This window comes from Paenibacillus sp. EKM211P (genome assembly GCF_011066175.1).
Classification (GTDB): Bacteria; Bacillota; Bacilli; order Paenibacillales; family Paenibacillaceae; genus Paenibacillus; species Paenibacillus polymyxa.
In genome coordinates, this window is sequence record NZ_JAAMNS010000009.1 from 163,073 (window position 1) to 187,191 (window position 24,119).

General features: G+C 47.8%; 25 protein-coding genes. 7 read left to right on the top strand and 18 right to left on the bottom strand.

Annotated features, from left to right (window positions below):
* Nucleotides 1-39: 39 nt before the first annotated feature.
* The 7 genes from G9G57_RS14935 to G9G57_RS14965 all read right to left on the bottom strand — a co-directional run bounded on the left by G9G57_RS14935 (nucleotide 40) and on the right by G9G57_RS14965 (nucleotide 7,104).
* The gene (locus G9G57_RS14935; protein ID WP_045244207.1) at nucleotides 40-1,014 is read right to left on the bottom strand and encodes a glycoside hydrolase family 43 protein; all 975 of its coding nucleotides are present in this window, start codon (nucleotides 1,012-1,014) and stop codon (nucleotides 40-42) included.
* A 198-nt stretch (nucleotides 1,015-1,212) separates the two neighbouring features.
* Nucleotides 1,213-2,499, bottom strand: a complete 1,287-nt coding sequence (ilvA, locus tag G9G57_RS14940; RefSeq protein WP_029514838.1) for a threonine ammonia-lyase IlvA — start codon at nucleotides 2,497-2,499, stop codon at nucleotides 1,213-1,215.
* A 332-nt stretch (nucleotides 2,500-2,831) separates the two neighbouring features.
* A complete protein-coding gene (locus G9G57_RS14945; RefSeq protein WP_013369500.1) occupies nucleotides 2,832-3,671 on the bottom strand; it encodes a carbohydrate ABC transporter permease in 840 nt (279 codons plus the stop codon).
* Nucleotides 3,672-3,674: 3 nt separating this feature from the next.
* A complete protein-coding gene (locus G9G57_RS14950) occupies nucleotides 3,675-4,637 on the bottom strand; it encodes a carbohydrate ABC transporter permease (RefSeq protein ID WP_016819793.1) in 963 nt (320 codons plus the stop codon).
* Between the two features lie 27 nt (nucleotides 4,638-4,664).
* Entirely contained in the window at nucleotides 4,665-5,957 is a 1,293-nt protein-coding gene (locus G9G57_RS14955; protein ID WP_016819792.1) for an ABC transporter substrate-binding protein, read from the bottom strand.
* A 237-nt stretch (nucleotides 5,958-6,194) separates the two neighbouring features.
* The gene (tlp, locus tag G9G57_RS14960) at nucleotides 6,195-6,419 is read right to left on the bottom strand and encodes a small acid-soluble spore protein Tlp (protein ID WP_016819791.1); all 225 of its coding nucleotides are present in this window, start codon (nucleotides 6,417-6,419) and stop codon (nucleotides 6,195-6,197) included.
* Between the two features lie 73 nt (nucleotides 6,420-6,492).
* Entirely contained in the window at nucleotides 6,493-7,104 is a 612-nt protein-coding gene (locus G9G57_RS14965; protein ID WP_017426187.1) for an alpha/beta hydrolase, read from the bottom strand.
* 212 nt (nucleotides 7,105-7,316) lie between these two features.
* On the opposite strand from G9G57_RS14965, the gene G9G57_RS14970 reads away from it, so the two are divergent.
* The gene (locus G9G57_RS14970) at nucleotides 7,317-7,628 is read left to right on the top strand and encodes an autorepressor SdpR family transcription factor (protein WP_016819789.1); all 312 of its coding nucleotides are present in this window, start codon (nucleotides 7,317-7,319) and stop codon (nucleotides 7,626-7,628) included.
* Nucleotides 7,625-8,281: an SdpI family protein gene (locus G9G57_RS14975; protein WP_031462900.1), complete on the top strand. Its 657-nt coding sequence runs from the start codon at nucleotides 7,625-7,627 to the stop codon at nucleotides 8,279-8,281. Before G9G57_RS14970 ends, G9G57_RS14975 begins: the two co-directional genes overlap by 4 nt.
* Nucleotides 8,282-8,352: 71 nt before the next feature.
* Here the strand turns inward: G9G57_RS14975 and G9G57_RS14980 are convergent, their stop codons facing one another.
* Together G9G57_RS14980 and G9G57_RS14985 are read right to left on the bottom strand one after the other, a co-directional pair.
* Nucleotides 8,353-9,177, bottom strand: coding sequence for an aldo/keto reductase (locus G9G57_RS14980; RefSeq protein WP_016819787.1), 825 nt, complete (start codon nucleotides 9,175-9,177; stop codon nucleotides 8,353-8,355).
* A gap of 45 nt (nucleotides 9,178-9,222) precedes the next feature.
* Complete coding sequence (locus G9G57_RS14985; protein ID WP_016819786.1) at nucleotides 9,223-9,516, bottom strand: putative quinol monooxygenase; 294 nt, start codon at nucleotides 9,514-9,516, stop codon at nucleotides 9,223-9,225.
* A 161-nt stretch (nucleotides 9,517-9,677) separates the two neighbouring features.
* Here G9G57_RS14985 and G9G57_RS14990 point away from each other — a divergent pair, with 161 nt between their 5' ends.
* From G9G57_RS14990 to G9G57_RS15010, 5 genes are all read left to right on the top strand, one after another.
* Nucleotides 9,678-11,351: an ATP-binding protein gene (locus G9G57_RS14990; RefSeq protein WP_164965150.1), complete on the top strand. Its 1,674-nt coding sequence runs from the start codon at nucleotides 9,678-9,680 to the stop codon at nucleotides 11,349-11,351.
* Nucleotides 11,344-12,072 carry a response regulator gene (locus tag G9G57_RS14995; protein ID WP_031462898.1) on the top strand — a complete coding sequence of 243 codons (729 nt, stop codon included), beginning with the start codon at nucleotides 11,344-11,346 and terminating at the stop codon, nucleotides 12,070-12,072. Before G9G57_RS14990 ends, G9G57_RS14995 begins: the two co-directional genes overlap by 8 nt.
* Nucleotides 12,073-12,276: 204 nt before the next feature.
* Nucleotides 12,277-13,257, top strand: coding sequence for an ABC transporter substrate-binding protein (locus G9G57_RS15000; RefSeq protein WP_016819783.1), 981 nt, complete (start codon nucleotides 12,277-12,279; stop codon nucleotides 13,255-13,257).
* On the top strand, nucleotides 13,254-14,258 hold the full coding sequence (locus G9G57_RS15005) for a FecCD family ABC transporter permease (RefSeq protein WP_017426180.1): 1,005 nt from the start codon (nucleotides 13,254-13,256) through the stop codon (nucleotides 14,256-14,258). The genes G9G57_RS15000 and G9G57_RS15005 overlap by 4 nt, the downstream gene beginning before the upstream one ends.
* Entirely contained in the window at nucleotides 14,255-15,232 is a 978-nt protein-coding gene (locus G9G57_RS15010) for a FecCD family ABC transporter permease (protein ID WP_017426179.1), read from the top strand. The genes G9G57_RS15005 and G9G57_RS15010 overlap by 4 nt, the downstream gene beginning before the upstream one ends.
* Nucleotides 15,233-15,406: 174 nt before the next feature.
* Here G9G57_RS15010 and G9G57_RS15015 read toward each other — a convergent pair whose 3' ends face one another.
* The 9 genes from G9G57_RS15015 to purM all read right to left on the bottom strand — a co-directional run bounded on the left by G9G57_RS15015 (nucleotide 15,407) and on the right by purM (nucleotide 23,796).
* Complete coding sequence (locus tag G9G57_RS15015) at nucleotides 15,407-15,832, bottom strand: OsmC family protein (RefSeq protein ID WP_013369486.1); 426 nt, start codon at nucleotides 15,830-15,832, stop codon at nucleotides 15,407-15,409.
* A 49-nt stretch (nucleotides 15,833-15,881) separates the two neighbouring features.
* Nucleotides 15,882-16,631 carry an amino acid ABC transporter ATP-binding protein gene (locus G9G57_RS15020; protein WP_017426178.1) on the bottom strand — a complete coding sequence of 250 codons (750 nt, stop codon included), beginning with the start codon at nucleotides 16,629-16,631 and terminating at the stop codon, nucleotides 15,882-15,884.
* 14 nt (nucleotides 16,632-16,645) lie between these two features.
* Complete coding sequence (locus G9G57_RS15025; RefSeq protein WP_016819779.1) at nucleotides 16,646-17,293, bottom strand: amino acid ABC transporter permease; 648 nt, start codon at nucleotides 17,291-17,293, stop codon at nucleotides 16,646-16,648.
* An 85-nt stretch (nucleotides 17,294-17,378) separates the two neighbouring features.
* A complete protein-coding gene (locus tag G9G57_RS15030) occupies nucleotides 17,379-18,236 on the bottom strand; it encodes a transporter substrate-binding domain-containing protein (protein WP_017426177.1) in 858 nt (285 codons plus the stop codon).
* Between the two features lie 99 nt (nucleotides 18,237-18,335).
* Complete coding sequence (locus G9G57_RS15035) at nucleotides 18,336-19,013, bottom strand: TetR/AcrR family transcriptional regulator (RefSeq protein WP_017426176.1); 678 nt, start codon at nucleotides 19,011-19,013, stop codon at nucleotides 18,336-18,338.
* 124 nt (nucleotides 19,014-19,137) lie between these two features.
* The gene (gene purD, locus G9G57_RS15040) at nucleotides 19,138-20,403 is read right to left on the bottom strand and encodes a phosphoribosylamine--glycine ligase (protein ID WP_113050618.1); all 1,266 of its coding nucleotides are present in this window, start codon (nucleotides 20,401-20,403) and stop codon (nucleotides 19,138-19,140) included.
* 63 nt (nucleotides 20,404-20,466) lie between these two features.
* Nucleotides 20,467-22,011: a bifunctional phosphoribosylaminoimidazolecarboxamide formyltransferase/IMP cyclohydrolase gene (purH, locus tag G9G57_RS15045; RefSeq protein ID WP_016819773.1), complete on the bottom strand. Its 1,545-nt coding sequence runs from the start codon at nucleotides 22,009-22,011 to the stop codon at nucleotides 20,467-20,469.
* Between the two features lie 130 nt (nucleotides 22,012-22,141).
* A complete protein-coding gene (gene purN / locus G9G57_RS15050) occupies nucleotides 22,142-22,756 on the bottom strand; it encodes a phosphoribosylglycinamide formyltransferase (protein WP_017426174.1) in 615 nt (204 codons plus the stop codon).
* Entirely contained in the window at nucleotides 22,756-23,796 is a 1,041-nt protein-coding gene (gene purM, locus G9G57_RS15055) for a phosphoribosylformylglycinamidine cyclo-ligase (RefSeq protein WP_017426173.1), read from the bottom strand. The genes purN and purM overlap by 1 nt, the downstream gene beginning before the upstream one ends.
* Between the last annotated feature and the right edge of the window lie 323 nt (nucleotides 23,797-24,119).

The window sequence follows — 24,119 nt, forward strand, 5'->3', positions numbered from 1 at the left end:
ATGTGAGATCGCTGTGAATGATTTCAAGTAATCCGCTATTTAATACGTAGGCCAGCCTGCTGAATCCCATTTCAAATCACTAATCAGCAGCTTTGGATTTCCGCCATCGGTGGCATCATAGGCATGACGCGCAATCACACTGTTGTTATAGACAGATTGTCCGCCCGGTCCCTTCCAGCGATCATTCCCCGCATCCAATATCGTTCCCCCGCCGTCCATCATGCTTTTTCCGCTCTTGTCCACATACGGCCCGGTAATACTGGTGGAGCGGCCATAAACGATTTTGTAATTACTGTTCACGCCTTTGCAGCAGTTATCAATGGAAGCAAACAGATAATAATAGCCGTTGCGGTATGTAACATGCGGTGCTTCCAAACCACCAGCTGTACGTCTAGCAATAGAATAAATCTGACCCGTAGGCTTCATCGTATTTTTATCCAGTCGAGTCACTTTCAAGCCCGTATTCCATGAACCGAAGGAAAGCCACGGGTTACCGGAAGCGTCAATGATCAGATTCGGGTCAATCGCATTATAATCGTCAGAATCCGTCGTGCGCAGCACTAGTCCATCATCTCTCCAGCTTCCTGCACCAATGCTTGTTGCTGAAGTCAAGCCAATGGCCGAAGTACGCGACCCAAAAGTAGAAATGGAATAGTACACCCACACACGTCCATTGTACTTTTGAGCATCCGGTGCCCACACATCATTTGGGGTTTGTTTAGGTACATACGATTTCCACCATGATGGCGGCGACAAGAATATTTGCGGCAATCTGTAAAAATTACGGCCGTCATCTGATCTTTGGACCTGTATTCCCTGTCCTGTGGAGAAAATATACCATGCATTGCCTTCCTTAGTGATGGATGGATCATGTACTGCCACATCGCCTGTTAACGCCCAATGCTCGGCTGATGTAGACGGCACCACGGACAGCAACAAAGCAGCCGAAGTTACGGCAGCAAACGCTGTTCGGGCGAATTTACCCTGTACTGATTTTTTCCATGCTTTCAACATTCTTTCGCACCTCCGAATAAGTATCTTATAATGAGAAATCTGGTGATACGTCTATTACGTTAGTGTTTTCACTTATGAAGTTACACATATATTAACCTATTAACTTCAGTTTTGTAAACGCTTTATTTCAAATAAAAAGAAATTCATAAACTACGCATAACATTGCACATACAAAAAAAAGAGCCCGTAGGCTCCTTTTTAGATTAGCATATTAAACAGATTCTCATTTTTGTTTAATTCCGTATATTGAATCCCTTTGCGATTCATCCGTTCAATTAAAGGAAGATAGTCCTCCTTGTGGAACAACTCAATGCCGACCAGCGCCGGGCCATTTTCCTTATCATTCTTTTTCGTATACTCAAACCTTGTGATGTCATCGTCTGGTCCAAGCACATCCTGAAGAAACTCACGCAGTGCCCCTGCTCTTTGCGGGAAATTAACCATGAAATAATGTTTTAGCCCTTCGTATATCAGGGAGCGTTCCTTAATCTCCTGCATACGATCAATATCGTTATTGCCACCACTGACGATACAGACTACTGTTTTGCCTTGAATCTGCTCACGATACAGATCAAGTGCTGCTACAGGCAGCGAGCCCGCAGGCTCCACAACAATCGCATTTTCATTATACAGCGCCAGAATCGCTGTACATGCCTTGCCCTCCGGTACCTTCACAATATCATCCAAGGTATGTTTACAAATGTCATACGTTAACTGACCCACTCGCTTCACCGCAGCACCGTCAACAAACTTGTCTATTTGCTCCAGTGTAACGACCTTGTTCAAACGCATCGCTTCCGTCATTGATGCTGCGCCCAGGGGCTCTACGCCGATTACTTTGGTGGTCGGACTCACAGTTTTAACATATGTGCTTACGCCTGCCGCCAAACCGCCGCCGCCAATCGTCACGAACATATAGTCCGCAGGTGTATCCAGACTCTCCATCACTTCCATCGCAATCGTACCATTACCCGCGATAATTTTCGGCTGATCGAACGGATGGATGAAGGTCATTCCCTGCTCGCTACACACCTTCATAGCCTCGTCATAAGCATCGTCAAATGTATCTCCGGTCAAAATAACCTCTACACTGTCTCCGCCAAAGCGACGTACCTGCTTCACCTTCTGATTAGGCGTTGTGCTCGGCATAAATATTTTACCGTGGATGCCGAGCGCGTTACATGAAAAAGCCACACCTTGTGCATGATTACCCGCACTCGCACACACGATCCCTTTTTCCATCTGCTCAGGAGTCAAGCTGCGGATCATGTTGTAAGCTCCACGGATTTTAAAGGACCGCACAACTTGGAGATCCTCTCGTTTCAGATACACATTACAGTTATATTTGGCCGATAGGACGGCATCCCTCTGTAAAGGTGTACGAACAATCACCTCACGCAGCATATGATGCGCCCGTACAATATCCTCCATGCCAACGGTTGACGCTGTGGCCGGCTCAGTTTTCTGGGTTTCTGTTGGTTCCATAGGTTCTCCACGCTCCGCCTGAATATTTCTGTATTGAGCATTTTGCATAAATCCCAAGAGCGATTTCAAATCAGTGATATATAGATCGAATCGGTTTAGTTCGTCTATATATTAAACTTTTGAGCGTTAGGAATCGAATTATGCAAAGTGCTATATTTGAAATCTTTCAAACATCATACCACGTTTACCTATAGCTTGTGCAGTTGATAGTCATGAAAATGAGAATGAAAATCATTGAGTTCATAAAAAAACAGGCCGAGACAATGCCCGACCCGCCTTTCCTGACTCTATACATTTCTTGTCTTCAGTCGACTCATTCAGCACCGCAATGATTATCCTTTCACCCCGCCTGCAGTCATCCCTTCAATAAAGTAACGCTGGAAGAACAGAAACACGACGAGAATCGGCAAAATAGCCAGGACTGAACCGGCAATCAGCACATCATAATTGTTGCCATATGGCGTCAGCAGGCTGGACAGACCGATTGGCAGTGTCAGCATGTCGTTAGTACGCAATACGATCATCGGCCACAGGAAGTTATTCCAACTGTTCATAGCTTGTAAAATAGCCATTGCCGCAAAGGCAGGTGCCATCAGAGGCATCATAATCCGCACAAAAATACCATACTCTGAACAGCCGTCAACCCGTGCAGCATCCATAAAGTCCTTGGGTACTCCACTTAAATATTGACGGAAGAAAAAGATCGGAATCGGTGCGACGACAAATGGCAAAATCACACCCCATACCGTATTGATCAGCTTCATACCGATCATGAGTTTGTAAAGTGGCAGCATAATAATTTCTACCGGGATCATCATCACGACCAGCACCAGTGTAAAAATCACATTTTTCAGTCTAAAACGATACATCTCCAGGCCATACCCGACCATCGCCGACAATATCAGACATAACACCGTAAACAAGACGGTAATGACAAGACTATTCCAGTACCATTGAAAATAATCCGTCGTCCCCTGAAAGATGAACGCATAGTTTTTCAAGGACATGATGGCCCACTCCAGCTTGAGATTCAAGCCGTAGCGCAGCAACTCCGTTGATGGCTTGAATGAGGCAAGCGTCACGGCAAATAGCGGAAACAGGGCGAACCCGGCAAACAGAATGAACAGGACAACAAGAAATGCAGATAACGGGCCTTTTTGTTTCTGAGCCATCGCTTAATCCTCCTTCCGAAACATGCCAAAAAATTTGAGCTGGATCAGGTTCAGTACTAATGTGAATACGAGCAATACAATACCCACCGCTGCTCCAAAGCCCATGCTGTTCTGTTCCAGACCTTGGCGATAGAGATAGCCAACGATCGTCAATCCAATATCATTCGGAGAGTTGTTTCCGTTCCACAGCATATAGCTCTCGGTGAACATGGACAATCCGGCATAAATACTGATCGTAAATACGTAGATTGTCACGGGTTTTAGCATAGGAATCGTAATCCGCCAAAATGAATCAAAGCGGCTGGCCCCATCGATCTGAGCAGCTTCATACAACTCGGGAGGAATGTTCTGTAACCCCGACATGTAGTACAGCATGTTTACCCCCAGCCATCTCCATAAGGCCAACACGATCAACGCTAAAAAGCCGGTGTTCGCATTCATTAGCCATTTGTAAGGCTCAAGACCGAATATCCCCAACAGGGAGTTCATCAGCGAACCATCCAATTCCCCGAACATGAGTCGGAAGATTGTTCCTGCTACCACTACTGAAGTTAGTGCGGGTATAAACATTACGGAGCGAAACAGCCCTCTACCCGGCATTTTAGGCGAATTTAGCAATACCGCCAGTACCAGTGGCAGAGGAATCAACACGACCAGTGTAAGCAGCGTGTACAGGACGCTGTTCAATATTGCTTTTCCAAATGTAGGATTCATTAAATCCTTATAATTTTCCAGGCCAACATAAGTTGTTATCCCAGGCAAGACTTCCTGAAAGCTCATAATGACCGTCGAGATGACCGGATACGCAAAAAACAGCGCAAAGGACAGTAAAAATGGAAGGACAAATACATACGGTGCCGTACGACTGGAATGAATAAAGCGGCTCCATTGGCTTCTGGTCGGACGCTGAGTTTTTGGCGGCTGACCTGTCGGTACATTAGCGTTCGTATGAACGGGCGTTGCCATGAATCTCACTCCCTTTCCTGTTGGGGTCTATCTCAGTTCATCTGCTAGCTCATGCAGCACCGTGGCTGGATCTTCGCCACTCTGTAGTGTCCGATAGAGTATTTTATTACGTACAGCACTGGCGATGTCGGGCGTTTTCGGTCCAATATGCACCGCATTGATTTCATCTTTTACTTCGATCAGCGTATCAAAAATATTCGTTCCGAAATAATCCGTAAATTTATTTTTGGCTTTGGCTTCCGGCATAGTCCACACTTCACTGCGGATGGGATCAAACCCTAGTTGCTTCCAAATCTCCACATTCCCTTGCTTGGACAGCTTGGCAAAGGCTAGAAAACGCATCGCCAAATCCTGGTGCTTTGATTGGTTCGTGACTACCGTTCCGGTCCCGCCCATACCTGCTGAGCGATAGCCGCCTTTTTCCCACGCCGGCATCGGTCTAATGATGACTTTTCCTTTCAAGTCAGGCATGTAATCCGTAAAACGTCCCATATACCACATCGGCATCCACACTGAAGCGGCCCCGCCTTTGTTCATAAACCCGTAGTATTCCTCCATATGATGCCCGCCGCCCGGTGCGGGAATAGCGATTTTGTCTTTTATCATCTGTTGGAGAAACTCAAGTGTTTTAATATTGGTTTCGTTATCCAGCGTCAACTCGCCCTTGTCATCCAAAAAATCTGAATTTTGCTGGGAGATCATCGGCCAGTAGCTCCACAGGTCATTGGTCTCCAAGGTCGCCATCGGCTTGCCCGTTTTGGCCAGCACTTGCTTGCCAGCAGCAGCGTAGTCTGCCCAGGTAACGATGGAATCCGGGTCTACCCCCGCCTGATCCATAATCTCTTTATTGTAATACATCACTTCGGCTCCAACGTGAAAGTCAATGCCGTAATACTTACCGTCTTTGCCGTAAATCTGTACTCTGGAAGGCACAATGTTATTGATCTCAGGGTCAATCACCGGATTGAGCGGGACCAATTGCGGTATTCCTTTGAGGAAATTACCAATTTTGTTGACCTCAATATCCGCGATATCCGGCGCTCCCACCCCTGATTGCAACGCAATCGAGAGCTTGCTGTGGTGGTTGTCATAAGGAAATGTATTCGCTTTCAAATTAATCAATTCATCAGGGTGCTGTTGGTTCCATTGGTCAGCCATTTGCAGAAAAAACTTCTCATGCAGTTCATTGAATGTCCATAATACAAGTTCTGTTCCCGGCCCATCCTTTTCATCAGTCTTGAAAGAACAACCTTGCAGCAGTCCAGCCATCAAAACCACCGCCATAAGCATCAAAGCCATGCTTTTTCTTCGCAGCAGCATATCCTTCCCCCTTCGCATGATGAAATCCTAATTCGTAAATGATTGCGCTTTCTTTTATTATTTAACATCAATACAAATTAGTTTACAACAATATTATTCAAAAAAAATTCGTTTTTGTGTAAAATAGATCTCATTGCATTATAGGGGGAAAATGAATTGGATGGGAATATGATGATTTCTGCATAAAAAAACGACCCAACTCCAATTGAAACTCGGAGTTGGGTCGCGCTATGTTAACTACTCTTGCGAATGTGCTGCTTCGTCTTTCACTTCTTCTCGAAATGATCTAATACTTTGTTTACGACGATTATTTTTTTCTTCGATCTGCTGACGCTCCTCATTGCTGATTTCAGAGGAAAATTCGTTTAGATATCCTTCAGCCTCATGAAGATTCTGCAATGTATTCTGAATATTTTGTTGTAAATGCTCCACATTATCTGCTCGATTATCCGGTTTTGCCATCGGTTTGACGCCTCCTAATCATAGAATCGCTCACTAGAGCGCTAAACCGTAGCTTGATCGTTATCGAGTTATTTTATACATTAAAATGCTTTCCAAACCATCGGCCTGCGGCTTCGGCTTCAGTGCGAGTCAATTGATGACCATTGCGTTCCAAGTAGGCTTCTACCTGTGCTCCGGCCCCTTCCAGCAGGGCTTGCAGCTCCTGAGATTCCGCCGCTGGAACAATCGGGTCATTTTCACCGGAAGACAGAAATACAGGGACACCGTTCAAGTCCGGCAGTTCCAGCCCTCGCAATGGCACCATAGCATGATGGAGAATGGCCCCACGTAGCGCTTTTGCATCATGGAAGAGCATACTGGCCGCTATGTTGGCTCCATTGGAATAGCCCAGAGCCACCACGTTGTTACGGTCAAAATCATATTGCTCTGCAGCTGAATCAACAAATTCGCTTAGTTCTTTGGTACGAAATACGAGATCCTCAATGTCGAACACACCTTCTGCCAAACGGCGAAAGAAGCGCGGCATTCCATTTTCCAGCACATTACCTCTCACACCTAACACAGATGCGCCTGGTGCAACCAAATCAGCCAATGGTAGCAAGTCTTGTTCATTCCCGCCGGTACCGTGCAACAGCAAAATAACCGGAGCTTGCGGATCATTTCCTTTACGAAAGACGTGTTTCATATCTATTCCCTCCTCTAATTAACTTTAAATTAAGAATCTTATTTTTGTATAATTTGATTATAGCCCATTTCACTGCTTTATACAAACATAATTGACCTCGTTAATTTTTTCTAAAATGATGTCTTGTTCCATTGACATGTAGTATAGCTTTATTTTACTATGTGATTAGATATTTAGAGAATTATCTAAATATCTAAAGGAGTGAGCAAACTTTGAATGATGCCTTCAAAGCCTTGGCTGATCCGACCCGGCGCAAAATATTGCAGCTTTTGAAAGAGAAAAGCATGAGCGCGGGCGACGTCGCTGAGCATTTTCAAATCAGCAAGCCCAGCATATCGCACCATCTGAATTTGCTGAAGCAGGCGGGGCTTGTGCTGGATGAGCGACAGGGGCAAAGCATTATTTACACCTTGCATACAACAGTTGTGGCGGATGTCATCGGCTGGATGTTCAGTATCGCCCAATCGGATGCCCCTGTAAAACCAACTTCGAATGATATTAAGGATACGGAGGGGTCTGAATGAAGTTCCGAACACGTTGGAGCTTGACGGATGTTTTGACGACTTTGCTTGCCTTATCACCTGCTATAGGCGCTTTACTAATGTATAACCGGCTTCCCGATGTGCTGGCCTCTCATTTTAGCATGGACAATACCGCAGACGGGTATATGAGTAAAAACAGTTCTATTCTCATGCTGGTGCTGTTGGGGCTGGTGCCTTTGCTCCTTCGGCTATCCCGCTACATGGACCCCAACAGAGCAAATTTCAAGAAATTTACTAAAGCCTATGAGGTTACGCGTGTAGGCACTTCGCTCATTCTCGCTATAGCCGGTTGGGGAATGCTGCTGTATAACCTGAATTATCGGCTACAGATGCTTACGATCCTTTATGGAGTGCTGGGTCTGATGCTGCTGGTGCTGGGTAATTATATGACTCAGGTACAGCCAAACTATACCTTCGGTATCCGCACGCCGTGGACTTTGTCCAATCCGGAAGTATGGCGTAAAACGCACCGTTTGGGCGGACCTATGATGATGCTCGGTGGTGCTTCAGGCTTGGTAGCGGCATGGGTCGATGGAGTGGCTGGCACCGTCATTTTTCTCACCGGGCTGTTTATATCCGTCGTCATTCCTGTACTCTACTCCTTCCTACTGCATCGCAAAATAAATCATCAGTAGGGATAAACAAGGAACCTCCCAAACCACGATAAACGCAGAATGGGAGGTTCTTTGTACATCTACATATTCCATTAGAACAACAGCTTATCGGGATGAGTACCCACACGCTCATCCAGATGAAGACCATTAATTCGGTCAATATCCTCAGTCGTCAGTTCAAAATCGAACAAATCGGCATTCTCGCGGATACGATGCGCGGTAACCGATTTGGGAATCGTCACAATTCCCCGATCCAGATGCCAACGCAAAATAACCTGAGAAGTCGTTTTGCCGTATTTGGCAGCAATCTCAACGATATCTGGCTGCTCCGTCAGTTTCCCCTTCATCAGAGGACTCCACGATTCAAGCTGGATCTGGTGTTCCCGGCAGTATTGATGCAGCTCCTGCTGAGTCAGACGCGGGTGAAGCTCTACCTGATTAATGACAGGTACAATATTACTGTCTTTCAGGAGGTCTTCGAGATGGTGAATTTGGAAGTTGCTTACTCCAATCGCGCGTACGCTTCCTTCTTCATACAGCCGTTCGAACGCCTTCCAAGTTTCCTTGTACTTGTCCTTGCCAGGCCAATGGATAAGGTACAGATCAATGATATCCAGGCCCAACCGCTTGCGGCTTTCCTCGAAAGCACGCAGTGTTGAATCGTAGCCCTGATCTTGATTCCATAGCTTAGTGGTCACAAACAGATTGTCTCTGTCCGCTCCACTGTCACGAATGGCTTGTCCAACCAGTTCCTCATTGCCGTAGATCGCCGCGGTATCAATGTGACGGTAACCGACCTTAATAGCTGTTTTGACTGCTTCGTAAACCTCATTGCCTTCCGCCTTGTATGTACCAAAACCAAGCCAAGGCATCTGAACTCCGTTATTTAGTAAAGCTGTATCCGCAATATTCCCCATGTCTATCTCCTCCTATTCCTAGTTATAAATTATCCAACGGGATAATTACAGTTTAGTCGCATCCTGAAAAGCATTCACTTCAAGCGGAGCAGCCAACAATTCTTTAGCTGCAGCAACAAATGCCTGGAAATGGGCAGACTTGTTATGGAAATCTACAGCAGCAGCATCCTTCCACTCTTCAACCATCGTAAATGCGTTGGGATCATTCAAATCCTGCATTAACGTATAGCGTACATTGCCTTCTTCAGCTTGTGATGCGCTGATCAACCCTTGGGTTTGTTGCAAAAAGGCCTCTCTCTTTTCTGGTAAAACTTTCATATCTGCATGAATAATAATCATAATATTTTCCTCCTCGTATTATGTAACTATTTCTATTATAGACCATTCTTTCGATAGATTAAAAGTGCGGCCGTTTCTGGAATACAGTAAAATGATTCATATTGGGGTGTTTATCCGCTGATCAACTGCTCCTATATTTTGTTTAATGGCGGTGAAGGCATGTGCGTTTTCAGACAAAATTAATGGTATTCATATCCCTTTTAGTGCTAGTCGTTACCGGGCTGTTGGGATTATCCTTGCGTTATATGATTACCTCCGCCTTGTACGAAGAGATTGGGAAAAGGGCACTGACTGTGGCCAATACGCTTGCGGTAGATGCACAGGTCAGGGATGCTCTAGAACAGACCGACACGACGCAATTACGTGTTCGGATCAACGAAGCAGTGAAACCTGTCCAAGCCAGCACCGGCGCTGATTTTATTACGATTGCAGATCGTCATCTCATTCGGCAATGGCATGTTAACCCGGAACGCATCGGGCAGCCTATGATGGACCCGCTGAATAATAAGGTGCTGCAAGAACATTCCTTTATTACGGAATCCACCGGTTCTCTCGGACCGTCACTGCGAGCCAAAACCGCAGTCTATGATGAACAAGGCCGAGCTATCGGACTCGTTTCTGTAGGTTTCCTGATGACAGATGTGGCGCAAAATATTCGTACATACACATATACATGGCTGTGGTTCATGGTAGGCGCGCTAATGATCGGCATATTAGGAAGTCTGGTTATAGCACGACGGGTAAGGCACGAACTGCATGGGCTGGAGCCAGTGGAGATTGGACGTTTGTATCAGGAAAAGCAAGCCATTCTCGAATCCATAGGTGAAGGGATTATCGCGGTTAATAGCAGTGGACAAGTCACACTTGCCAATCCACAAGCCGTCCGTTTGCTTGGTCTTCCTCCGGAAACTAGCCTCTATGGATGCGAGCTTCGTCACTTGGCGGGCGCGGCATATCAGCTGGCAGATGTACTTGCTACAGATTTTATCGAAAAGAATCCTAGCATGAAGCCGGATCAGGAACAAAACGTATTCAATGAGGAAATTGAGATCCAACAACGAGTCGTAGTCGTCAGCCGTGTACCGATCAAGGATCGATTCGGACGAATGCTAGGCACCGTTGCCAGCCTGCGTGACAAAACAGAGCTGCTTCGCATGACGCGGCAGTTGACAGAGGTCAAGGATTATGCGGACGTGTTACGATCACAAACACATGAATATACCAATCGGCTATACCTCATATCCGGCCTGATTCAGTTGGAGTGTTATGACGAAGCAGTGGACTTTATTACTCAGGAATCGGAAGAGTATCGTGTACATAGTTCCGTTTCGTCTTCTCTTTCACCCGATTCAATCATCGCCAGCCTGCTGATCAGCAAGAAAAAACAGGCGTTGGAAAAAGGGATTGTACTCCATTCATATATAAAAGGAGCATTTTCAACCCCGTCTCCTGCGTTGGAGTGGTCGCTTCTTGCTACCATTGCCGGAAACCTGCTGGACAATGCTATGGAAGCAGTTGCAATAGGTTCTATACCTGACGGACAGGTCTGGTTCCGGCTTGAAGAAATGACTGAAGCCATCGTCGTCGAAGTTATGGATAATGGATCGGGTATTTCGGAGGATATCCAGGAAAAACTGTTCGTTAAGGGAGCATCAACTAAAGCAGAGGCAGGACACGGATATGGTCTTGCTCTCGTGCAGGAGTACACCGAACGAATGAGTGGCTCCATAAAAGTACATGAACGGCCTGGTGGAGGTAGCATTTTTGAAGTATACATTCCTTTAATTAGAACAGACACGAATCATGATGTAAAAGGAGGTCACGGCCATGAATGAGCGGGTTTTATCGGACATTGAGGTTCTTATTATTGAAGATGATCCGCGAATTGCGGAGATTAACCGACGATTTATTGAAAAGGTGGACGGGTTCACCGTATGTGCAATAGCAACGAACGAATTTGAGGCAAAGCTTCAACTGGATGTATTGCGACCGTCTTTAGCCGTGCTGGATGTTTATTTTCCCGATACGAATGGTCTAACCCTACTATCGTTCATCAAGCAACACTATCCAGCTACAGATGTCATTATGCTGACTGCCGCCAAAGAAGCTGAAACTGTGGTACAAGCGGTTCGAGCAGGCGTATTTGATTTTATCGTAAAGCCGCTCGTATTCGAGAGATTGCGGGCGACCTTAGAGGAATATGCTCGTTTTCGCCGCCAAGTCACAACATGGCAAGAAGAACACTCTACGGTGGAGCAATCGGAAATTGACCGTCTGCTTCAAAGCGCGGGCACGGGTCGGATGACGGGTAACGGAGTAGGAGAGCTATGGGCCAAAGGTATTGATAAAGTCACTTGCGAAAAGGTGCTTGATCTCCTGAACCGACGAGGTGAGGTAACTACGGGTACAGTGGGAATTGAGCTAGGTATGAGCCGATCTACCGCCAGAAGGTATCTGGAATATTTAGTGGAAAGTGGCGATGCTCACCACGATCAGGTATACGGAACTGTCGGCAGACCGGAGCGTATCTACCGCAGACGGCAGGAAAATGCATAAACCACCAATTCATACGTCTGGTCTCTTCCATCCTCTCATCTCGCTTGTGATTTTAATGAACTTAATTCTCATAATAGGCTAAAACGGTTTAAATGATCACATTATTTACGTCCCCTTTCCCGGTTGCTAGAATGGTCAACAGTTAGTTAATTGATAATGATTATCAGTTTCTCTGGTAAGCATATTTGGAACGGGGGACAACATATGGCAACACCGAAACAGCCACTACGCACAGGCGTGCTGCTTGCAGCGATTCTGGTACTACTGACAGCCGTTATGGCGGGATGTGGAGGCCAATCACAAAATAATAACGCAGCAGCACCTCAAACCACAGGCGACACTCGAACGATCAAACATGAGATGGGAGAAACCAAAGTTACAGGCAAACCCAAAAGAATCGTGACGTTGGAATTCTCTTTTGTCGATGCTGCTACCCAACTGGGCGTGATGCCTGTCGGCATAGCTCAGGAAAATGATGATGATATCGATGGGCTGCTTGGCAAAAGAATCGACTTTACACCTGTCGGCACACGCAAACAGCCGAACCTGGAAACGATCAGCTCTTTGAAGCCCGATTTGATTATTGCTGATCTGAACCGTCATAAGAGCATTTACAAAGAACTAAGTGAGATTGCTCCTACCATTGTTCTAAAGAGCCGCAATTCCTCTTATGAGCAAAACCTGGCATCCTTCGGCGTTATCGCTGACGCGTTGGGTGAGAAGGAAAAGGGTGAGCAAATTCTCGCAGCACATAAAGCCACAATGGCAAAGCTGAAAGAAGGCATCCAAGCTGGTGAGTCACGTAGCGTATTGCTTGGGGTATTTCGTTCTGATTCACTATCGGCTCACGGCGCTTCATCTTTTGATGGACAACTGCTGGAGCAAGCAGGCATCCACAATGCCCTTCAAAATACAAGCGAGCCTACAGTCAAGCTGACACTGGAGCAGATTGCACAAGCTGATCCGGACGTGATCTTCTTAGTGGAAGCCGATGAGAAGCTGCTTGCAGAATGGAAGCAAAATCCGTTATGGCAAAACATTACGGCCGTGAAAAAAGGGGAAGTTTACGAAGTAAACCGGGCACTGTGGACCCGGTACCGTGGACTCGGCTCTGCCGAGAAAATACTGGAGCAAGCGATTTCGCTTCTGTATCCCGCGCAAACTAAAGGAGACGGCTCCCGTTGATCGGACAAGCCTTACGCGACCGGCTAAATAAGCCGGTCTTCTTTGCACTTCTATTCGCGCTGCTGGCTGGACTATTGCTGAGCGTGGCGATTGGCCCAGTCAGGATGGACATCCCCACCATGCTGACTGCACTATTCACCGAGCATCCGTCCAAGGATCAGCTCATTATCTTGACGATACGCCTGCCACGTGCCGTCATTGGTCTGATCGTCGGCGCCGGGCTTGCCGTGGCCGGAGCGCTGATGCAGGCCATCACACGCAACCCGCTGGCTTCGCCACAGGTATTTGGGGTCAGCTCTGGCGCTTCGCTGGCTGTCGTCCTGTCGGTCGTGCTGCTGCCCAATATCGGGTCGTCCGGCAGCATTTATTTTGCTTTTGCCGGAGCGATCGCAGGTGGCTCCTTCGTATATGCGCTGGCCGGAACGGCGGGCATGACGCCAGTCAAGCTGGCTCTTGCCGGGATGGCTGTGCATCTGCTGCTGGCCTCTGTCACTCAGGGACTGCTCGTGTTCAACGAGCAAATATCCGATGTACTGTATTGGCTCGCCGGAGCCATCGACGGGTCTACTTGGGCCGACACGCGTCTGGTGCTGCCATGGTTCGCCGTCGGTATGATCCTTGCACTGGCGCTGGCCCCCTCGCTATCTGTGCTTAGCCTCGGTACAGAGGTCGCACAAGGACTGGGGCAAAACGTACGTCTTGTCCGCTTGCTGGCCTCGGTTTCAGTTATTATGCTGGCAGGCTCTGCTGTAGCGGTAGCCGGGGCCATCGGCTTTGTGGGTCTGATGGTGCCGAATATCATTAAGGTATTTACAGGCGACAATTACAAACGGGTCATCCCCCTGTCTGCAATCTGCGGAGCTCTGCTGCTGACATATGCGGACGTGCTTGGACGATTTATTGCCTTTCCTTATGAATCGCCCGTTGGTATTGTAACCGCGCTGGTGGGTGCGCCCTTCTTTTTATATCTGGCGCACAAGAACGGGAGGGCTTCACGATGAAAAAGCTGTGGATTTTACTCGTGATAATGATGGGTGTTTCCTTTATAGCTATCGGCGTGGGCAGCACCTACATTACGCCCGCTGAGCTGATCACGGCGCTGACTAACCGAAATGCCTCTTCCTGGTTCATCGTTCACCATTATCGACTGCCTCGTGACCTGCTGGCCATCATGGCCGGTGCTGGTCTTGCTGTAGCCGGCGTGCTACTGCAAGGCATGATTCGCAACCCACTGGCTTCGCCGGATGTGGTGGGTGTATCCAAGGGAGCCGGCTTTGCTGCGGTTCTCGTCATCGTGCTGCTCCCCTCATCCCCGGTGGCGCTACTGCCTGTCGCTGCCTTTGTGGGTGCCGGGTTAGCTGCACTACTGCTCGTACAGCTTTCGATGAGGGGAGGCATGCGTCCTAATATGCTAGCCTTAACCGGGCTGGCGGTAGGTGCTATCTTCCAGGCTGCGACCGATTATATTCTGGTCAAATATCCACTCGAAGCCAGCGATACGCTGACTTGGCTAGCTGGAAGCTTGTGGGGCAAAGGCTGGGATGAAGTATATGGGCTTTTGCCATGGTTAATTGTATTGCTGCCTCTCGCCTATACACTACAGCACAAGCTGGATATTATGAGTCTGGATGAGGAAAGCTCCGCTGGTTTGGGACTTAGCGTGAAGCGTATGCGCACAGGACTGCTGGCCGTATCTGTGGCCTTAGCTGCTGCCTGTGTTGCTGCCATCGGCTCCATCGGCTTTATAGGGCTGCTGGCACCACATCTGGCACGGCGATTGTTTGGTAATCGCCACCGCTATCTATTGCCCGGCGCAGCCATGATCGGTGCCCTGATCCTCGTCCTTGCCGATGCGCTCGGACGGGGGCTGAAGCCGCCGCTCGAAATCCCCGCCGGCATAGTGACAGCCGTAATTGGCGCGCCCTATTTCCTGTATCTCTTGCTGCGGGAACGCAAACAAAAAAGCAGCGGATAAGGAAACCTGTACACCGATCCGCTGATTGGTTTCTTTTCTAAACGATTCATCGTACAGTAACTTCGATATGCATTCCACACACAAGATTTCATTATTCGTCATATTGTCAGACAACATAAAAAAAGAGAGTCAGCCTGTATATAACACAGGCTGACTCTCCTCACCCCTCAACACTTACGCTGGATAGGGTACTTCTGTTCCATTTAAAATGAGGTGCATCCGAATTTCCGCTTTTAGGGAATCAGATACTGCACAATATTTTTCCTTACCCATCTGAATCGCTTTCCATACGCGGTAATCTGGAATATCTCCATCTACGTGGAATGTCAGATCAATCGCTGTAAATCCTGTTGGCATTTGCTCCTTGCGCGTACCTTCTGCATCAATATCAATTCGCTGAATGTCTGACAAAAAACGATCCAAAATCATCGTAATATCAATACCGATACATCCCGCCAGACCTGCAAGCAGCAGTTCCATCGGTGTCATCCCTTTACCATCGCCGCCATAAGCCGCCGTAGCATCCATCCCTACGGAATAACCGGATGGTCCTTCCGATGTAAATGCGCGTTTGCCGTGCCAAGTTGTAGATACTTTCATAATCAATTGCCTTCTTTCCATCTTAATAATCTATGATTCATCCTCTAACTTAAAACTCGCTAATTTGACGCAAAAACTTTTGTGTCCTCTCATGCTGGGGAGCATCAAAAAATGCCTGTGGTGCAGCTTCTTCCACAATGATACCGTCCGCCATAAATACAACCTTGTCTGCCACCTCGCGGGCAAATTTCATCTCATGCGTCACGACGACCATCGTCATTCCATCTTGAGCCAACTCCCGCATAACCCCCAGCACCTCACCCACGAGTTCGGGATCAAGCGCCGATGTCGGCTCATCGAACAGCATAATCGCCGGGTCCATCGCCAGTGCACGTGCAATAGCTACCCGTTGCTGCTGTCCACCGGACAGACGAGATGGATGTACATCCTGCTTATCCAGTAACCCCACCCGCTTCAGCAGCTGTTGTCCGATAGACATAGCCTTGTCGCGCGGCATTTTCTTAACTGTCAGCAGTCCTTCAATCACATTGCCGATAGCTGTTTTGTGCGGATACAGATTGAATTGCTGGAACACCATCCCCGTCTGCTTGCGAATATCACGAATGGCTGCTTGGCGGGCACGAACAGGAGCCATAGCATCAACCTCAATCCCGTTCACCTCAAACTTGCCAGAAGACAACTCTTCCAGTCCGTTCAGGCAACGCAGCAGGGTACTTTTACCTGAACCGCTGGGACCGAGCAATACGACGATTTCACGAGCGGCAACCTGAAAATCAATGCTTTTCAGAACCTCTACCTGTCCGAATCGTTTACCTAATCCGTTTGTTGTTATCATCATCTATCATCTCCACCTTAATAAGCTCGAGCCAGACGCTTTTCCACCCGCTCCAGTATAGCGGAGAATCCAATGCTCATAATCCAGTACATCAGGGCAATTTCGAGCAGAAACGGCATGTAGCGCAAATACTGCGCCTGTAAAAGCTGTGCCTGTCGCATCAATTCACTAACCCCGATAACCGACACAAGCGACGTTTCTTTAAGCATACCCACGAACGTATTCCCCATCGGTGCAATTGCAATGCGCAACGCCTGTGGAAGAATGATACGCCACATCGTTTGACCAGGCGACATTCCCGTCGCATAAGCAGCCTCGGTCTGTCCCTGTGGTACGGCTAAAATAGCTCCACGGAACGTCTCCGATAAGTACGCCCCTGTATTAATACTAAGCGCGAGACAAGCAGCCGTTAACGATCCGAAAGATATTCCGTAATCATCCAGACCATAATAAATGACCGCAATCTGCACCAAAACCGGCGTTCCCCGGATGATCGATACATACATACGAGCCAGCCACCGAACAGGTCGATTCCCCTTCAAGCGCGCTACAGCAACAATCAAACCAATAATTAAACCAAACAGCATAGAAACAATCGTTATATACAGCGTATAATAAGCGCCCTTCAATAAAAAAGGGACGTTCTCCCACATTAATTCTAGCATCAATTATATTCCCTTCTTTCAGACGAGTGGCCCCATGTCAGCATAAAAGCCAAGACTGGAGCCAGACGCCTGTAACAGGCTTACGTTATTCTTTTGGCTCCTCGCCAAACCATTTTTTGAAAATTGTTTTGTAAGTGCCGTCTTCCTTCATTTCCTTCAGAGCCTTGTTCAAGGCTTCCTTGAGCTCAGGAGTTTTCTGGTTAATGGCTACAGCTGCTAGGTCTGATTTAATCGGCTCGCCTACGGCTTTAATTTGGAACCCGTTTTTGTCGATAATGGGTTTGAGAGCATATAGATTGTTAATGGTTGCATCAATACGACCAGAGTTTAGATCCTTCAATGAAGTAATGACATCATCATATGTTTTGATCTCAAAATCGCCTACCTTTGGCAGCACTTCGTTGCGCAGATAAGATTCATCATTTGTCCCCAAGCCGACACCAATGGTTTTGCCTTTAAAGTCTTCCAACTTCGTAATGTCATTTGTTTTGCTATTCACGATAATATTCACATTATTGGTGATATAGGGATCTGTGAAGTCAATGGCCTTCTTGCGATCCTCTGTAATCGCAACCTGGCTAACCACTGCATCGAATTTTTTCTTTTGCAGACTTGGAATCAATCCCGAAAATTCTTGGGCCGTGAATTCCGCTTTTACTCCAATCCGTTTCGCCAACTCTTTGGCAATATCCACATCAAACCCGTCCAACTCCTTGTTGTCGTTCAAGAAATTGTACGGTGGGTAAGTGCCCATCATGCCTACCTTCATTACACCGGCCTTCTTGATGGCTTCGAGCTGATTGGCGGCTGCTTCATTATTGCTGCCCGTTCCAGTTCCGGTATTGGAAGCTTCCTGTTTGGTACCGCAAGCGCTCAGCACAAGGCTGAACAATGCCAGAGCCATGAGTGTGGTCACCAAGAATCCTTTTTTACGTGTTTTCATGTATCGTTCTCTCCTGTCTAGATGTAAATGTTTAAGTTTGTATGTGTAATTTGGCTATATTATTTGTTGCATACTACTCATTCATGCGATGTTGACCGTCTAGCTTTGACCTAATAGTCCGTAAAATTCAAAATTAGCAGCCTCTTCTGCCAATCTTGTAGCGGATACCTGCTTGATGTGGTCATGTGTTCCCTCTGAACCGAATAACCAGCGTATAATGATCCCTTCGATCATGCTCATGAGTAGTGCTGCCCTTAATTCGACATCTAATTCGGCAGGCAACATGTTCAGCTCGATCGCTCTCTCCATATTGCGCCTGAATGCAAGCTCCATTGCAGTCCTGGTCTCACGGATACTCTGCCGTACGGGTTCATCGACACCACTGCCGATCAGCAGCAAACCCATCAGATAACGGTTCTCCAATGCAAAATGAAATAACCGAACAAACAGCGCTTCCGATGCCTTGACCATATCAGCCAGCGTTCCTGCATCACGGCGATACCCCTGCCCGATCGCTGACAAAAGCTGTTCACGGCCTGTAGCGATAATCTCCAGCGCCAGAGCCTCTTTACTTTTAAAATGCCAATAAAATGTGCCTTGAGCTACTCCTGCCTCCACCACAATATCTGAAATCTTCGTTTGGTGGTAACCCTGCTCAGCAAACCGCTTTAACGCAATGTGAAGAAGCTGAGTCCTGCGGTCTTTTTCTTCTCCCCCGTGATTAACAGGTGAGTCATTCGAAAGGGTTTTGGATTGCTTCGCCTTGCGTGGCTGCATGGGTTTCCTCCTCCCGATTGATCAGTCAGTCAGTTTTGTATTTTTAATCCTATAGGATAAGTATACTTTTGTCAAACGAAAAAAGAGAACCTCCGCAGAGGTCCTCTTATCCTATATATTGCTGTTATAGCAATGCTTTTGCCGCAATGTCTGTACGGTTTTGCTTGCCTTCAAAGGTAATACGAGCCGCCTGCTCGTAAGCTTTGTCCCGTGCCTCGGCAATGTCACGTCCCAAACCAACCACGCCTAATACGCGTCCGCCGTTCGTTACCCACTCACCCTGTTCGTTGATATCTGTGCCGGCATGGAATACGATGGCTTCATCTGCCTGATCCAATCCTTGGATAGGTATCCCTTTGGCGTAAGCTGCGGGATAACCTCCGGATGCCAGCACCACACACACCGCGGCCTCATCCTTCCACTCGATCTCCACCTGATCCAGCGTGCCGTTCACGGCAGCGAGAAAAATATCAAGTAAGTCGGATTTTAGTCGAGGCAACACGACTTGTGTTTCTGGATCACCAAAACGTGCATTAAATTCAATCGTCTTCGGCTTGCCGTCCGGCGAAATCATCAGCCCGGCGAATAAGACACCCCGGAACGGACGCCCTTCAGCAACCATCGCCTTGGCCGTCGGCTTAATAATCGTCTCAATGGCTTCCTCAATAATAGAATCGGCTATGTGGGGCAACGGGGAGTACGTGCCCATGCCACCTGTGTTCGGTCCCTTGTCACCATCAAAAACCGGCTTGTGATCTTGGGCCGCTGCCATCGGGCGAACCGTTTCCCCATCCACAAAGGAGAGAATCGACATTTCCTGTCCAGCGAGGAACTCCTCGATCACGACCTGTGCACCCGCTTCACCAAAAACCTTCGCTACCATAATATCGGACAGCGCCTTTTCCGCTTCCTCCATCGAGTAAGCAACTGTCACGCCTTTGCCTGCTGCCAATCCGTCCGCCTTAATGACCACCGGAATAGACTGTTCCTTCAAATAGGCATGTGCTTCCTCATAGGTATAAAACTTGCGGTAAGTTGCTGTCGGAATTTGATATTTGTGCAGCAAATCCTTCATGAAGATTTTACTGCCTTCAATTTCCGCTGCATTTTTACGCGGTCCGAATACTGGAATGCCCTTCGCTTCAAATGCATCCACAATGCCGTCTGCCAGCGGATCATCGGGACCTACTACGACAAGTCCGACTTTTTTGGATTCCGCCAGTTCTGTCAGCGCGTCAAACTCACTCACCGGAATCGGCACACACTCCGCTAATTGTCCGATGCCAGCATTACCTGGCGCACAATAGATTTGTCCGGCCTTGGGGCTTTTCTTCAGCGCCCACACAATTGCATGTTCGCGGCCGCCCCCTCCGATAACCAAAATATCCATTCAGGTGATTCCTCCCGCCCCATTATGATCGTTCAGGTGTGCTGCATCCACAACTCACACAACTTAGTGCTTGAAATGACGTACGCCTGTAAAGACCATAGCAATGCCATATTCGTTAGCAACCTTGATAGATTCCTCATCTTTAATGGAACCGCCCGGCTGAATGACTGCTGTAATGCCTGCTTTAGCTGCCAACTCCAGCGTATCGCCCATCGGGAAAAATGCATCCGATGCCAATACGGCACCTTTTGCTTTGTCACCGGCCTGCTCGATCGCAATCTTGGCTGCTCCGACACGGTTCATTTGTCCTGCGCCTACGCCAATAGTCATATTATCTGCCGCCAGTACGATAGCGTTGGATTTCACATGTTTGACCACTTTCCAGCTAAACAAAAGTTGTTTCAGTTCCTCCTCGGATGGCGTACGCTCTGTTACAACCGTAAGTGCATCCGGGTCCACAGCATGAACGTCATTTTGCTGAACAACCATGCCGCCTTCAATGGAAGTCACGACGAAACGGCTCTTCGCCTCAGATGGGGAAAGCTCACCCAGATCAAGCAAACGGATATTTTTCTTTTTCGTTAAAATCTCCAATGCTTCTTTCGTGAAGCCCGGTGCCAGTACAATTTCCAAAAAGATTTCACTCAGCTTATTTGCTGTATCGCCGTCAATAATCCGGTTAGCCGCGACAATGCCGCCAAAAATCGATGTTGGATCTGCTGCGTAAGCTTTGCTGTACGCTTCATAAATACTGCCGCCAATTCCCACACCGCAAGGATTCATATGCTTAACTGCAACTACTGTCGGCTCGCTGAATTCTTTGACGATTTGCAGGGCTGCATTCGCATCATTGATATTATTGTAAGACAACTCTTTACCGTGAAGTTGCTTCGCTGTTGTTAGTGTACCCTTGGCCGCCAAAGGCTCACGATAAAATGCCGCCTGTTGATGGGGATTTTCGCCATAACGCAAATCCTGAATTTTTTCATAGGTTACAGTGTAACGCTCAGGCAGAGGATCACCTGTCACATTCGACAAGTAATCGGAAATCAAAGCGTCGTATGACGCCGTATGACGGAACACTTTTGCAGCCAAACGCTTACGAGTATTTAGCTCCGTGTCGCCATCCTTACGTATTTCCTCCAGTACAGTGCTATAGTCATCCGCATCGACCACTACACTGACAAAAGCATGGTTTTTTGCCGCAGAACGAAGCATTGTTGGTCCGCCGATGTCAATATTTTCAATCGCGTCTTCATAGGTTACACCGGGTTTGGCGATCGTTTCCGCAAAAGGATACAGGTTCACAACGACCAGATCGATATAATCCAATCCAAGCTCCTTCATCTGGCGCTGATGCTCTTCATTATCCCGAACAGCCAGCAAACCGCTGTGTACCGCAGGGTGGAGTGTTTTAACACGTCCATCCATAATTTCTGGAAATCCCGTTACCTCTGAAATACCGATGACAGGAATGCCCTCCTTCGACAGCAAGCTGCTCGTTCCCCCTGTCGAAACGATCTCCACACCTAATTTGGACAACTCGCGACAAAACTCCACGATTCCCCGTTTATCTGATACGCTGACGAGCGCTCTTTTAATACTCACCCTGTCTCCTCCTTTAGCTCTTTCAGAATTTTGCAAATTTCTCTTCAATCAATTTATTTCCCGAGAAATATCGGAAAATGCCTGTACAGTATCCTTGTTAGGACAATGATATGACAAATTACAGTTATCTTTAGAGAAGTGAGCTCACCTTGCGGCCATTCAATTGGATTTTGCCTTGAGCCAGTCTACCAACTACCTCTGGATATAGCTGACGTTCCACGGATTGAATGGCTGCGGATAAGGATTCCGCTGTATCATGATCGTGAACTTCTACGACACGTTGGGCAATAATCGCACCAGTGTCCATCCCGCCGTCCACAAAATGGACGGTGACCCCGCTTACCTTGACCCCATAGGCCAATGCCTGTCCAACAGCATCTTTCCCTGGAAATGCCGGAAGCAGTGACGGATGAATATTGATGATTTTCCCAGCGTAGGCATCAACCATGACACTGGAAAGCAAACGCATATAGCCTGCTAACACGATGAGGTCAATCGATTTCTGCTCCAGCAAAGCCACCAATTCACGCTCATAGTCTTCTCGGGCAGGATATTCCTTAGGGCGAAAAGTATGACAAGCAATTCCAGCTTTCTGTGCTCTAGCTACAGCCGGAGCCGCAGGCTTGTCACAGATAAGTAGTTCTACCGAGGCGCCGCCCAGTTCACCCCGTGCGGCCGCATCCACCAAAGCCTGAAAGTTCGTCCCTTCGCCTGATGCAAAAACAGCAATCCGGTAATTGCCCATTATACCTCGGCTCCCGTAAAGGTCACGATCGAGCTGCCTTCCGTTACTTTTCCGATCACATACGCAGCTTCACCCTGTTCCTTCAGAACTTCCAATGCAGTCTGTGCGTGCTCTGCCTCAACAACGATCACCATTCCAATCCCCATATTGAAGGTCGTGAACATGTCTTTGTTAGAAATTTCGCCCTTTTCCTGCATGAGCTGGAAGATCGGCAGAATTGGCCATGTGCCATACTGTATATCTACATTGACGTGATCCGGTAATACTCTAGGGATATTTTCAATAAAACCGCCACCAGTGATATGCGCCATACCTTTTACTTTTACCTTGTCCAGCAATGCCAACACAGATTTCACATAAATTTTCGTTGGCTCCAGCAGTACATCGCCCAGTTTGCCGTTCAAGCCTTCGATTTCATCATGCAAATCATAGCCTTGCTGTTCCAATAACAGCTTGCGAACCAGTGAGAAGCCGTTACTATGGACACCACTGGAAGCCAGTCCGATTACGGTATCTCCAGGAACAATGGAACTGCCGTTAATGATTTTGCTTTTATCTACAATCCCTACGGTGAATCCAGCAATATCATATTCGCCCTCACTGTACATCCCCGGCATTTCTGCGGTTTCGCCGCCGACCAACGCACACCCCGACTGGTGGCAGCCCTCCGCGATTCCAGCGACTATAGCTTCAATCTTCTCGGGCACAACCTTGTCACAAGCAAGGTAATCTAGAAAAAAGAGAGGTTCTGCACCTCCGACGACAATATCGTTTACGCACATCGCAACTGCATCAATGCCAATGGTGTCATGACGATCCATTGCAAAGGCAAGCTTCAGCTTCGTGCCGACACCATCGGTACCGGAAACGAGTACAGGCTCTTCATACTTATCTTTATTCAGGCCGAACAACGCACCGAATCCGCCCAAGTCCGTGAGCACTTCCGGACGGAAGGTACGTTTAACGTGCTTTTTCATCCGTTCTACTGCTTCATTACCGGCAGCGATATCTACCCCTGCGTTTTTGTATGCTTCGGACATTCATGAACACTCCTTCAAATGATTGACCCTCCTAAGTCCTCCCTAGCAGGGAGGATTCCATGGGGCTGCTCCCCCTGGATCCCTCAAGAGTCGGTCAGATGCGTAGGATTGGGTGCTGCTTGGTGGTGGTTCGTGCTGTGAGTCGCGTGTTTTCCTTTGTGAGTTGCGGGTCTTCCCGCAATTCACAAGGACACGCTTTGATGCGTGGCCGCCTTTGGTAGTGACGGCGGCAGGGGCACGTCCCGGGCTGTTTGCTTTGCAAAGTCGGGGACGTGCCGGTCAAAGAAGTGAGCAGCGCTAACGGGCGGCTTACTTCTTTGACC